Here is a 12,623-nt window from a genome sequence, read left to right as displayed (position 1 = left end):
CCGGCGCCCCCATATTGGATGGGTGCGCCACGTGATCGTCCTTGTCCTGCTTCTGGCCGCCGCCGCGGGCGTGGCGTGGCTTCTGCCGCGCCTGCCCGAGGCCTGGAACCCCTTCGCGCCCATCAACCTGGCCGGGCCGACGGGCCCCTTCACGCGCCAGAAACTGCGCGCCCTGGCGCGCGATCCCGAGGCCTGCTTCGCCGCACTGCATGCCGCGGGCGTCTCGGCGACGCCCATGCCCGCCTCCTCGGCCGGTCCGGACTGCGCGCTGAACGACACCACCCGCCTGCCCGGCGGCTTCGACCCCGCGCGGCCTCTCCTGACCTGCGCCATGGCCGCCGCTTGGACCATCTATGACCGCCAGGTGCTGCAACCCGCCGCCGAGCGCCATTTCGGCAGCGGTATCGCGCGGGCAATGCATCTCGGGACCCTGGCCTGCCGGGACGTACGGGGCGGCACGCGGCGCAGCCAGCACGCGACGGCCAATGCGATCGACCTCGCCGCGCTGCGCCTGACCGATGGGCGGGAGGTCACCGTGCTGCGCGACTGGCGCCGGGACACGCCCGCCGGCGCCTTCCTGCGGGATGCCCATGACGGCGCCTGCCGGATCTTCGCCGCCGTCCTGGGGCCGGATCGCGACGTGGCGCACGCCAATCATTTCCACCTCGACCTCGGATACCGGAGGGCCTGCCGATGACGTGCCGCCATTCGCCTGGGGCGATCAGAGGGGCTCTGCTCCTCCGAACCTCCGCGGCAGGGGCTTGGAGCCCCCGGGCCGCAATCCATCGGTGCGGCGCGGCACGCGCCTTCTCCGTCGCCGCACCCGCGTTGCCCTCGGCGGCATGGCGAAATGTCCGGATCGGGAAGCCAGCATGACCCTCGCCCTGATCGGCGCCACCGGGCGATCGGGTGCCGCCCTGGCGCGCGCGCTCGCCGATGCCGGCACCCCCTTCATCCCCGTGGTGCGCGATGCCGCCAAATGGCGCGCGTTGGCCCTGCCCGGGGCGCTGCGCGCGGCGGACCTGCGCGACCCGGCGGCGTTGAAGCGCGCTCTCGCCGGCGCCGACCGTGTCGTCAGCACCGTTCATGCGCGCTGGGCGTCGGCCCTGCTCACCGCGGCGGAACCCGGCGCGTCCTTCGTGCTGATGGGCTCGACGCGGCGGTTCTCTCAATGGCCCGATGCCCATGGCAACGGCGTCCGCGCCGGGGAAGCGGCGCTGCTCGCCTCGGGCCGAGCGGGCATCATGCTGCACCCGACCATGATCTATGGCGCGGAAGGCGAGGACAACGTCCGCCGCCTCGCCGCCCTGATCGCTCGCCTGCCCGTTGCCCCCCTGCCCGGCGGCGGCCGCGCCCTGGTCCAGCCGATCCACCAATCTGACGTGACGCGCTGCCTGATGGCCGCCCTCGCCCGCGACTGGCCCGAGGCAACCACCCGCGTCGTCGCCGGCCCGGAACCCCTACCCTATCGCGACTTCCTGCGCGCCGTCGCCGCCGCCGCCGGCCTGCGCGCCCCGCCCATCCTGCCCATCCCGGCTCTGCCGCTGCGGCTTCTGGCACCCCTCACCCGCCTCATCCCCGGCCTGCCGCGCATCGGCGCCGACGAGATCCGCCGCCTCACCGAGGATAAGGCCTTCGACATCACGCCCATGCGGAACGACCTCGGCGTCGATCCCATCCCCCTGGAAGAAGGTCTTGCCCTGACCTTCCCGCCTCGCCACACAGCGCCGTGAAGCAGGAGCCGCACCCATGCCCGTGAACAACCGCATCGCCGATTTCCATGCCGAAATGACCGCCTGGCGGCGCGATTTCCACGAACACCCCGAACTGGCCTTCGAGGAGGTCCGCACCTCCGAGATCGTCGCCGACAAGCTGCGCGCCTTCGGCTGCGACGAGGTCATCACCGGCATCGCGAAGACCGGCGTGGTTGGCGTGATCCGCGGCAACAATGCCGCCTCGGGCCGTGCCATCGGCCTGCGCGCCGACATGGATGCGCTGCCGATCCTCGAGGAGACCGGCCTCGCCTATGCCTCCAAGAATGCCGGCAAGATGCACGCCTGCGGCCATGACGGGCACACCACCATGCTGCTGGGCGCGGCGAAGTATCTCGCCGAGACCCGCAACTTCGACGGCACCGTCTATGTGATCTTCCAGCCGGCCGAGGAGAATTTCGGCGGCGGCGAGGTCATGGTGAAGGAAGGTCTCTTCGAGCGCTTCCCGATGGAGCGCGTCTTCGGCCTGCACAACTGGCCGTCCCTGCCGGCCGGCACCTTCGCCTGGCGCGAGGGTCCGGTGATGGCCGCCGTCGCCAACTTGGAAGTCACCATCACAGGCAAGGGCGCGCATGGCGCCATTCCGCAGAACGGCAATGACCCGATCGTCATCGCCGCGGCCATTGTCCAGGCGCTGCAATCCATCGTCGCGCGCAATGTCGAACCGGTCGAAGGCGGCGTCATCACCATCGGCCACATCAATGGTGGCCACACCTACAACGTGATCCCCGAGCAGGTGAGCATGCTCGGCACGGCCCGGTGGTTCGCCCCGGAGGTGGGAGACCTGCTCGAGAAGCGGTTCCTCGAGACCGTCACCGGCATCGCCGCGGCGTTCGGCGCGAAGGCCGATGCGAAGTTCATCCGTCTCTACCCCGCCACGATCAACGAACCGGTCAGCACCGGCCTCGCCGCGGATGCCGCGCGCGCCGTGCAGGGCGACGCCCGCGTCATCCCGATGGCGAAGCCCACCATGGGCGGAGAGGATTTTTCCTTCATGCTGAACGTGAAGGATGGCGCCTACCTGATGCTCGGCGGCGGGCGCTCTGCAACCGACGCGATGGTCCATCACCCGAAATACGACTTCAACGACGAGATCCTGCCGGTGGGCGCATCCTGGTGGGCGGCGCTGGCCGAACGGCTGCTACCGCGCCAGGGTTAGTGCATGTCTGGAAATGCGCCGCACGGCGCATTTCCCGTCTGGGTCCGGCCTTTCGCGCAGCTTCCGAGCCCACGGGGATGTGTTAGGCGCACGGCAATCACTTGCGGCGAAGATCAAGGAGAGCATTCACTGATCGGAGCCTCCGCATGGCCGACCAGCGTCTACCCGTCGATCCCTGGCCATTGCTGCCGCGCCGACTTGGCCCAGGCGAATCCCGCAGCACGACCGAGCCCGCCGAGGCAGCCTTCACCGCAGCGGCCGTGCTCGCCGGACTTTTCCTACTGCTGCGCTGGATCACGCCGGGCCTAGCCCTGGCGCCGGAACTCGCACGTCTCGTGGCATTGCTCGGCTGCCTCGGCGGCATGACGCTCGCCGCGGTGCTGATGGCCTTGCTGGTCGGCGCAGCCTTTGCCACGCCCATGATGCCCATGGCGGGGCCGCTGAAGACCGTCGGGCTCGCGATCTTCGATCACATGGTCCATCTCGCCCTGGTGCTCACGATCGCCGGCCTGGTCGGCCTGCTCGTCCTGCATGGACCCGGTTCCAACCTCGCAGCCCTGTTCGTCGGGCAGGCCCTGTTGCTCTGGCTCTGTCATCGCACGCGGCTTTGGCTGTCCGGCCGCAGCGCCGCCTGAACCGGCGCGGCAAACCCTTTCACGACGCCTTTCGATGACAGAACCGGCTGCTCCCCAGCTACCGGCCGGGAGCACGGGTTCGCTATTTTCTTCAATGGCTTGCGGTCACGCATGTCCTGGCGTTTCCCTGCGGCCAGCAGAGGAGCCAGCACCATGCCGCATGACGGTCACGACCATGCCTCCATCCCCGATGACGGCTGGAAGCACAGCGGCGTCCGCGTCATCCCGGGCAACAGCCTGGACGCCAACACCGCCCAGACGCCCGGCATGAACCGCGCCGCCGCCATCAATGCCGCCCGCGTCGGCGCGCAGAAGATCTGGGCCGGCACCGTCCACATCCACCCCGATGCCAAGACCGGCGCCCATCACCACGGGCACCTCGAAAGCGTCATCTACGTGGTGAAGGGCAAGGCCCGCATGCGCTGGGGCGAAAAGCTCGAATTCGTCGCCGAGGCCGGGCCGGGCGACTTCATCTACGTGCCGCCCTACGTGCCGCACCAGGAGATCAACGCCTCGGCCGACGAGACGCTGGAATGCGTCCTCGTCCGTTCCGACAATGAGGCGGTGGCGATCAACATCGATATCGAGCCGGTGGAGAAGCCCGAAACAGTGCTGTGGGTCGATCCGATCCACCGGGCGCCCGGGGAATAGGACAGGCCCCGGGGGAGAGAACTCCCCCGGCCCCCCCCTCATTCTTCTGACGGCCACCAAGGCGTGCTGGCGCGAAGCGACGGCCCATCCGACGAAGGGCGCATTGCGCGTTCCCATGACGCAGGAAACACTGAGGGCGATCACGCATCCGAAAGGAGCCGCCCATGCGCCGTTTCGCCGCCCTGCTGGTCCTCGCAGGCCTCGCCAGCCCCGCCGCCGCGCAGCATCTGCGCATCGGCCTGAACTCCGATCCCGATGTCCTGGACCCGACCCTCTCGCGCACCGTCGCAGGCCGCCAGGTCTTCGCCGCCATGTGCGACAAGCTGGTCGACATCAATGAGCGCCTGGAGATCGTGCCCCAGCTCGCCACCGCCTGGCGCTGGAGCGACGACGGTCGCGCCCTGACCTTCACCCTGCGCGAGGGCGTCCGATTCCACGATGGCGAGCCCCTGACCGGGGAAGCCGCCGCCATCGGCCTGCGCCGCCATCTCCAGACCCCGGGCTCCACCCGCAAGGCGGAGATGGGGCCGGTGACGGAGGTCGTCGCGACCGGCCCGATGGAAGTCACGCTCCGCCTGTCCGATCCCTTCGCACCGCTGCTCGCCGCGCTGGCGGATCGCGCCGGCATGCTGGTCTCGCCGCGCCAGGCGCAGGTGACCGGCGCCGACTTCCAGCGCGAACCCGCCTGCGCCGGCCCCTTCCGCCTGACCCGCCGCATTCCGCAGGACCGCATGGAGCTCGAGCGTTTCGACGGCTATTGGGACCGCTCCAATATCCATATCGATCGCGTCACCTACCGGCCGATCCCTGATGCGACGGTGCGCCTGGCCAATCTGCGCGCCGGCGCGCTCGACATCATGGAGCGCGTCAGCCCCTCAGACGTCGCAGAGATCCGGCGCGACCAACGCGTGCGCGTCGTGCAGGCACCGTCCCTCGCGACCTTCTATCTCGTCATCAACGTGGCGAATGGCGCGCGGTCACAGACGCCGCTCGGCCAGGATGCGCGGGTGCGGGAGGCGCTGGAACTGTCCATCGACCGCCAGGCCCTGGTGAACGTGGCCTTCGAGGGGCTCTGGGTCCCCGCCAACCAGGCCGTGCCGCCCAATCATCCCTTCTATGCGCGCTCGGTCCCGATGCCCCAGCGCGACGTCGCGCGCGCCCGCGCCCTGCTGCGCGCGTCGGGGCACGACCGCGTGAAGATCAAGCTCTCGGTGCCCAACACCACGGACTACATCCAGGCGTCGGAAGTCATCCAGGCCATGGCCGCCGAGGCGGGCATCGACATCGAGATCCAGCAGATCGAGACAGCCACCCTGCTGAACCAGTGGACCGCCGGCGATTTCGAGGCGCTGATGATCCAGTGGTCCGGCCGCGTCGATCTCGACGGCAATCTCTACGCCTTCTATGCCTGTGGCGTGCCGCTGAACGGCGGCCGTTACTGCAACCGGGACGTCGATGCCGCGCTGACCGAGGCGCGCCGTTCCGTCGATCCGGCGGTGCGCGCCGCGGCCTATGACCGCGCGGCGCGGATGTATCTGGCCGATCGTCCCTACATTAACCTCTGGCAGCCCTTGACGCTGCACGGCGTCAGCGCCTCCATCCAAGGTCTGAGTGCGGTCCCGGACGGCCTGATCCGTCTGCAGGGCCTGCGCGGTGCTAGGGGATGAAGCGGACATGACCGAGTTGATGCGTGCGGCAGTCGTCACTGCCGATGGGGTCTGGGTGCAGGATGTGCCGCGCCCGGCCCCGGGACCGGAGGAAGTGCTGGTGCGCGTGCGCGCCGCCACGCTGAACCGGGCGGACCTTGCCGTCGCGGCCGGGCATTCGCACGGGTCGATGGGTGGGCCGGGGACGATCCTCGGCCTCGACTTCGCCGGTGAGGTCGCCGCGGTCGGCAGCTTCGTGCATGGCGTGAAGGTGGGTGACCGCGTCACCGCATCTGGCGCCGGCGGCTATGCCGAATACGCCGTGGCGGACATGGGCCGGGTGCAGAAAGTGCCCGACCGCAACCTCTCCTGGGAGGAAGCGGCGACACTGCCCATCGCGCTCGCGACGATGCACGACGCGATCGTGACGAATGGGCGCGTCGCCAAGGGCGAGAGCGTGATGATCCTCGGCGCGTCCTCCGGCGTCGGGATCATGGGACTGCAGATCGCGAAGTTCATGGGGGCCTCGCTGGTCGTCGGTACCTCGACCGATGCGGAACGCCGGGCGAAGCTGAAGGACCACGGCGCCGATGTCGCGGTGAATACGCGCGATGCCGATTGGGCCGACCAGGTGCTCGCCGCGACGGGCGGCAAGGGTGTGGATCTGGTGATCGACCAGATCAGCGGCCCCACCATCAACGCGGCGATGCGCTGCACGGCCATCACGGGGCGCATCGTCAATGTCGGGCGGCTCGGCGGGTCGAAGGGCGAGTTCGACTTCGATCTGCACGCCAATCGCCGCATCGCCTATATCGGCGTCACCCACCGCACCCGGACCCGCGAGGAGATCCGCGTCGAATACGACGCCATGCGCCGCGACCTTTGGCATGCGGTCGAGCACGGAAAATTCAGCATCCCGATCGACCGCGTCTTCCCGCTGGACCTGGTGGTCGAGGCGCTGGGCCACATGAAGGCCAACAAGCACTTCGGAAAGATCGTCCTGTCCATCTGAGCGGCCGTCTTGATTGGAAATGCGCCAATCGGCGCATTTCCGTGTCCCGCACCGGCCCGCACCCCAACACGGCCCCCACGTCAGCATCCTTGAATGGGTGGCCGGATGGGTGTGCCGGCCGATGTTGGATCTTTCAAACCGTCTCAGTCCTGGCGTGCCGCTTGCTTGCCCCCAGGCGGCACAGCCAAGGACGCATCCATGCCCTTCAAGCCTGTCATCCCCGCGGGATCCGGCACGCCGCTCGCGCCCTATTCCCCCGGCGCCATTGCGGATGGCGTGCTCTATGTCGCGGGCACGCTGCCGCTTGATGCCACGAACAACGTCGTCCACCCGGGCGATGCCGCCGCCCAGACGCGCCACGTGCTGGAAAGCATCAAGGCGGTGGTCGAGGCCGCCGGCGGCACCATGGCCGATGTGGTGATGAACCACATATTCCTGACCGACTGGGCGAACTACGCGCCGCTCAACAGCGTCTATGCGGAGTATTTCCCGGGCGACAAGCCGGCGCGCTACTGCATCCAGTGCGGCCTGGTGAAGCCCGAGGCGCTGGTCGAGATCGCCACCGTCGCCCATATCGCGACGTGAAGTTCACCGTCAGCGGCTCGGGCGAGACCGCGATCGTCCTCTCGGCGGGTCTCGGCGGCGCGGCGGCCTTCTGGGCGCCGCAGCGCGCGGCGCTGGAGGAGCACTTCCGCGTCGTCGCCTTCGATCATCGCGGCACGGGTGCCAATGCCGGCCCGCTGCCCGACGACTACAGCATCGCCCACATGGCCGACGATGTGATCGAGGTGCTGGACGCCGCCGGCATCGCGCGGGCCCATCTGCTGGGCCATGCGCTGGGCGGGTTGGTAGGGTTGGAACTTGCCCGGCGGCATCCCACGCGACTGGATCGCCTGGTCGCGGTGAATGCCTGGGCGAAGGTCGATCGTCATTCGGAGCGCTGCTTCGACATCCGCATCGGCATCCTGAACGCGCAGGGTCCGGCGGCCTATGTCGCCGCCCAGCCGCTGTTTCTGCACACCGCGCCCTTCCTGTCCGCGAACCATGATCGCATCACCGCCGAAATCGCGCATGGCACCGCGCATTTCCAGGGGGCAGAGACGCTGCTGAAGCGCATCGGCGCGCTGCGTGCCTTCGATGCGCGGCCCGACCTGGCGCGCATCACCGCGCCGGTGCTGGTGGCGGCCTCGCGCGACGATCTGCTGGTGCCGTGGACCGCGTCGCAGGTGTTGGCGGACGCCTTGCCGAACGCCGAATTCTGGCTGACGCCGGAAGGCGGCCACGCCTTCACCGTCGAGCAGCCGGAGCGCTTCAACCCCGTGCTGCTGAACTTCCTGCTGCGGACCGGGGGCGATCGGTAGTCAGGGAAGATCGGCTGAACGGGGGAATTGCCGCGGCAGTAGGGTCATTGGAGGGGCGCCGCCCCTCCAAACCACCCTGCCAAGTGCTTGGAGCACTTGGAACGCAATCTATTGGCGCTGGGCGCGACGGCCGTGCCGCCCCCTCCAAATACCCGACGAGCACAAGAGCGGATCTCGGCGCCATTCTGCCCGAAGGGCCCGGTGCCAAGTTGAGGTTTCCAAAGGCCCTTCGGCCTTTGGTGGGGAGAGCCCGAGAGGGGCAAAGCCCCTCTCGGTTCCACAGTCTCAGGCCCAGACCTCTTCTGCCGTCAGCGGTCGTGCGATCAGCCCCTGCGCCGCGCACCAGCGCCCGGCCAGCGCGATCGCCGGGTCCAGCGCCTCCCGCGTCGTCGCCACCGCGCCGAAGATCCGCAGCAGTTCCGCCGCCAGCGTGGCATCGCGCGCCAGTTCGGACCGCACCACCAGCATATGGTTCACCGGCTCGAAGCCGTAGCGCGCCTCGAAGTCGCGCGCGGCGGCGGCGACATCGGGGAAGACCGGCACGAAGCCCTCGGGCAGGTCGTTGCCGAAGATCGCCGCATCGAGCGCACCCTCGCGCAGCATCGCCGTCATGTCGGACCCGGCCGGCGCCCGCGAGCAGAAGGCGGGGTCGCGGAAGCTCGGGACGTGGGCGTCCTCGAAGGTCGTCCAGGCGATGGCGTCGGGCGTGATGCCGAAGCTGTCGGACAGCACGCCGCGGATCCACATGCCGGTGGTCTGGCTATAGGCACGCACGCCGACGCGCATGCCAGGCAGATCGATGGGGCCCCGGATACCCCGGTCGGCACGGCACAGCAGCGCGCCTTCCTGGAAACGCCTGGCCATCACCACCGGCAACAGGGTGATGGGCACGCCCGCTTCCTTCGCCATCAGGAAGGTGGCGATGGCCATCTCCGACACGTCGTAGCGCAGTTCCCGCACCATCGGCGCGAAGGCCTTGCTGATCGGCGTCACCGGGATGCGGTCAAGCTGGATCAGATCGGACGCCGGCAGCGCGGCGGTGTGCGGATAGTCGCCGAAGGCAGCCGTCAGGGCGCGCCGGGTCATGCGCCGACCTCGGCGAAGAAGTCCTCGACCAGCGTGTTGAAGGTCGCGGCGCGTTCGAAGTGACCGGAATGCCCGGCCTTGGGCAGCGACGCGACGCGGGCGCCGGGGATTGCCGGCGCCATGGCTTGAGGCGCGAAGGGAGTCGCGACCACATCTTCTTCCGACGCCACGAACAGCGTCGGGGTCTGCGCGGCCGCGAAGGCCTCGGGCGGCCGGTTGCGCGTGGCGTGCAGCCTGGCGCGCACGGCCTCCCGATCGAAGCCCTGCGTCAGGCCGTTGATCTGGGTATAGATGTGGAACAGTGCCGGTTGTTCCTCGGCCATGCGGGCACCGGTCGCGGGCAGGATGTTGCGCGTCAGCAGATCCGACCGGATCTCGGCACTCTCCTTGCTCCAGGCCGCGAGCCGGCCGCGTTCCGGCTCGCGCATCTGGCGCGGGTCGAGCGTGCCCGTCGTCGCCGCCAGCACCAGCGCCTTCACCCGGCCCGGGCGCAGCAGCGCATATTCCACGCCAGACCAGCCGCCCATCGACTGGCAGACCATGCGGATGTCGCCGAGCTTCAGCTCATCCACCAGCGCCGCGACATCGCCGGCGTACTCCGCCGGATCGGGGCCGCCCGCCGGCGCGGTGGAAGGAAAGAAGCCACGATGCGAGAAGGCGACGCAGGTGTAGCGCGTCGCGAAATGCGCCACCTGCTGCCACCAGGAGAACAGACAGCCCCCGAGCCCATGCGCGAAGACGATGGCGGGGCCGGACCCCGTCACCTCATAGCGGATGCGCGCATCGGGGCGCTCGATCCAGCCGGCGCGGCGCGGCGGCGCGGCGAAGCTCACGCGAGGCTCTCCACGACATGCGGGAAGACGGACTGGAAGCCCTCGCCCCAGGTGATCTTCTTGTCGGAGTTGCGCGCCGCCTGCGCGCCCCGCTGCTGCGCGACGCGGGTGTAGTATTCCCAGAGGTGCTCCTGCCCCTCCATGCACTCGATCGCCGCGCGCTTCTTCGTCCAGACGCTGCCGATGTCGAGCAGCATGTCGGGCTTCCAGTTGCACTGTTCCGGCTGGTGCGGCTCGAACAGGAAGACCGGCGGCGCACCCAGCACCTTCTGCCCCGGATTGTGCCCATGCGCCTGGGCCGTGATGCGCGCATGCTGCGCGAAGTCGGTCACCGCCGGGTGGTCGTGGTTGTAGATGTCCTCCTTGCTGTGGGTCAGCATGAAGGCGGGGTGGATGTCGCGATAGACATCGACCAGGCGGAAGAAGGCGTCCTTGGTCAGGTCGATCGGATAGTCGCCGAGGTCCCAGAACTGGATGTCGTGCACGCCGAGCACCTCGGCGGCCTTCTTCGCTTCCGCCTCGCGCCCCGCCTTCACGCGATCCAGCGTCATGCCCGGCACGCGCCACAGCTTCGCCGATTCGCCGCGCTCGCCATAGGACAGGCAGATCACCGTGACCTTGAAGCCCTGCTCGGCGTGCAGCGCGATGGCGCCGCCGCAGCGCCAGACGAAATCGGCCGAATGGGCGCTGACGACGAGAGCGGTCTTGGACATGCATTCCCTCCGGGGATAGGCGGATACCGAGCCACAGTCTGGCGGCGCACCGCGTGGCCGCCTAGGCTGGGCCGGGAGAAAACCACAGGAGCCGTCCGCCCGCCATGGCCGACACCTTCGACTACGTCATCGTCGGCGCCGGTGCCGCCGGATCGATCCTCGCCGCGCGCCTGACCGAGGATCCGGGTGTCACCGTCTGCGTCCTGGAAGCCGGCCCACCCGACAGCAATCCATGGATTCACATCCCGGCGGGCTTCATCAAGACGCTGGTCGATCCGTCCGTGACCTGGCAGTTCAAGACGGCGCCGACCGAACGCACCGGCGGGCGCGCCATCGCGACGACGCAGGGCCGCACGCTGGGCGGGTCTTCTTCCGTCAACGGCATGATCTACAACCGCGGCCAGCCGGGCGACCTGAATTCCTGGGCGCAGCGCGGTAATCGCGGCTGGGGCTATGACGACTGCCTGCCCTACTACATGCGCACCGAGAAGCGCATCGGCTTCGGCCGCGACGACCGGCGCGGCAAGGGCGGGTCGCTGCCCGTCACCGACATGGACTGGATCCATCCGCTGTCGGAAGCCTTCATCGAGGGCTGCGTCGAGGCCGGCCTGCCGCGGAACCCGGACTACAATTCCGGAGACCAGGCGGGCGTCGGCTACTTCCAGCGCGGCATCCAGAAGGGCTGGCGCGTCTCCGCGGCGCGCGCCTTCCTCAAGCCCGCCATGGCGCGCAAGGAACTCGAGGTCCGCACCAATGCGCGCGCCTGCGGTATCGTCTTCGAGGGCAAGCGCGCGGTCGGCGTCCGCTACCTCACGGAACGCGGCGGCACGCCGGTCGAGGTGCGCGCGCGGCGCGAGGTGATCGTCTCGGCCGGCACAGCGAATACCGCGCGGCTGCTGCAAGTCTCGGGCATCGGGCCGGCCTCGACGCTGGCGCGCATCGGCGTACCGGTCTTCCACGAATTGCCGGTGGGCGAGAATTTCCGCGACCACTATGCCTCGCGCATCGTCATGCGCGCGAAGGATGGCGTGGAGACGCTGAACCAGCTCGCCAAGGGCTTCAACCTGGTGAAGCAAGTGGCACGCTGGGCGGCGGGCAAGCCGTCGATCCTCGCGACCGCACCGTCCCATGTGCACATCTTCTGGAAGTCCTTCGAAGGGCTGGACGAGCCTGACCTGCAGGGCGTCTTCACCCCGGGCTCCTATGCCGAGGGCAAGGTCTATGTCCTCGACGACTATCCCGGCTGCACGGCAGGCGCCTGGCAGCATCGCCCGGAGAGCATCGGTTGGGTCCGCGCCAAGACCGCCGATGTCTTCGACGATCCCGAGATCCAGCCGAACTACCTGAGCAACGAGATGGATCGCCGCGTCCATCTCGGCGGCATCCGGCTGATCCGCCGCCTGCTGAACACCGCGCCCATGCAGCGCCTGCTGGCCGCCGAAGTCCTGCCCGGCGTGAACACGCAGAGCGACGATGAGCTGCTCGACTTCGCCTATCGCAACGGCTCGACCACCTATCACCTGATCGGCACCTGCCGGATGGGGCCGGAGACGGACACCACCGCCGTGGTGAACGACCGGCTCCAGGTGCATGGGCTGGAGGCGCTGCGGGTGATCGATGCCTCGGTCATGCCGTCCATGACCTCGTCGAACACCTACGCCACGACGATGATGATCGCCGAGCGCGGATCGGATTTCATCCGCGGCCGGCCGCCGCTCGCGGCCTGATCACGGGGACTTGATGCCGGGCCATGCG

13 protein-coding genes are annotated in these 12,623 nt (G+C 69.1%); 10 read left to right on the top strand and 3 right to left on the bottom strand.

Annotated elements, in window-relative coordinates:
• The first annotated feature begins 31 nt into the window (after window positions 1-31).
• The 9 genes from KPL78_RS05400 (at window position 32) to rutD (ending at window position 8,236) form a co-directional block, all read left to right on the top strand.
• Complete coding sequence (locus tag KPL78_RS05400) at window positions 32-697, top strand: extensin-like domain-containing protein (protein WP_219761901.1); 666 nt, start codon at window positions 32-34, stop codon at window positions 695-697.
• Between the two features lie 175 nt (window positions 698-872).
• Window positions 873-1,733: an SDR family oxidoreductase gene (locus tag KPL78_RS05395; RefSeq protein WP_219761900.1), complete on the top strand. Its 861-nt coding sequence runs from the start codon at window positions 873-875 to the stop codon at window positions 1,731-1,733.
• A gap of 16 nt (window positions 1,734-1,749) precedes the next feature.
• The gene (locus KPL78_RS05390; protein WP_219761899.1) at window positions 1,750-2,931 is read left to right on the top strand and encodes a M20 aminoacylase family protein; all 1,182 of its coding nucleotides are present in this window, start codon (window positions 1,750-1,752) and stop codon (window positions 2,929-2,931) included.
• A gap of 146 nt (window positions 2,932-3,077) precedes the next feature.
• On the top strand, window positions 3,078-3,566 hold the full coding sequence (locus KPL78_RS05385) for a hypothetical protein (protein ID WP_219761898.1): 489 nt from the start codon (window positions 3,078-3,080) through the stop codon (window positions 3,564-3,566).
• Window positions 3,567-3,719: 153 nt separating this feature from the next.
• Window positions 3,720-4,217: a cupin domain-containing protein gene (locus tag KPL78_RS05380; protein ID WP_219761897.1), complete on the top strand. Its 498-nt coding sequence runs from the start codon at window positions 3,720-3,722 to the stop codon at window positions 4,215-4,217.
• Between the two features lie 164 nt (window positions 4,218-4,381).
• Window positions 4,382-5,884, top strand: a complete 1,503-nt coding sequence (locus KPL78_RS05375; protein WP_219761896.1) for an ABC transporter substrate-binding protein — start codon at window positions 4,382-4,384, stop codon at window positions 5,882-5,884.
• Between the two features lie 7 nt (window positions 5,885-5,891).
• Window positions 5,892-6,875 (top strand): zinc-binding dehydrogenase, encoded by a 984-nt coding sequence (locus KPL78_RS05370; protein WP_219761895.1) that lies wholly within the window; start codon window positions 5,892-5,894, stop codon window positions 6,873-6,875.
• Window positions 6,876-7,073: 198 nt separating this feature from the next.
• Complete coding sequence (rutC, locus tag KPL78_RS05365) at window positions 7,074-7,460, top strand: pyrimidine utilization protein C (RefSeq protein WP_219761894.1); 387 nt, start codon at window positions 7,074-7,076, stop codon at window positions 7,458-7,460.
• The gene (gene rutD, locus KPL78_RS05360) at window positions 7,457-8,236 is read left to right on the top strand and encodes a pyrimidine utilization protein D (protein ID WP_219761893.1); all 780 of its coding nucleotides are present in this window, start codon (window positions 7,457-7,459) and stop codon (window positions 8,234-8,236) included. The genes rutC and rutD overlap by 4 nt, the downstream gene beginning before the upstream one ends.
• A 285-nt stretch (window positions 8,237-8,521) precedes the next feature.
• On the opposite strand, the gene KPL78_RS05355 is transcribed toward rutD, so the two are convergent.
• Genes KPL78_RS05355 through KPL78_RS05345 form a run of 3 tightly spaced genes read right to left on the bottom strand, consistent with a single transcriptional unit; the run spans window position 8,522 to window position 10,868 of the window.
• On the bottom strand, window positions 8,522-9,322 hold the full coding sequence (locus KPL78_RS05355; protein WP_219761892.1) for a substrate-binding domain-containing protein: 801 nt from the start codon (window positions 9,320-9,322) through the stop codon (window positions 8,522-8,524).
• A complete protein-coding gene (locus KPL78_RS05350; protein ID WP_219761891.1) occupies window positions 9,319-10,155 on the bottom strand; it encodes an alpha/beta fold hydrolase in 837 nt (278 codons plus the stop codon). Before KPL78_RS05350 ends, KPL78_RS05355 begins: the two co-directional genes overlap by 4 nt.
• The gene (locus tag KPL78_RS05345) at window positions 10,152-10,868 is read right to left on the bottom strand and encodes a PIG-L deacetylase family protein (RefSeq protein ID WP_219761890.1); all 717 of its coding nucleotides are present in this window, start codon (window positions 10,866-10,868) and stop codon (window positions 10,152-10,154) included. The genes KPL78_RS05350 and KPL78_RS05345 overlap by 4 nt, the downstream gene beginning before the upstream one ends.
• A 104-nt stretch (window positions 10,869-10,972) precedes the next feature.
• Here KPL78_RS05345 and KPL78_RS05340 point away from each other — a divergent pair, with 104 nt between their 5' ends.
• Window positions 10,973-12,595 (top strand): GMC family oxidoreductase, encoded by a 1,623-nt coding sequence (locus KPL78_RS05340; protein WP_219761889.1) that lies wholly within the window; start codon window positions 10,973-10,975, stop codon window positions 12,593-12,595.
• Window positions 12,596-12,623 lie beyond the last annotated feature (28 nt).

Source organism: Roseomonas alba (genome assembly GCF_019430885.1).
GTDB lineage: Bacteria > Pseudomonadota > Alphaproteobacteria > Acetobacterales > Acetobacteraceae > Neoroseomonas > Neoroseomonas alba.
The sequence above is the reverse complement of the archived record's forward strand: the minus strand, read 5'-3'. Positions and strand labels throughout refer to the sequence as shown.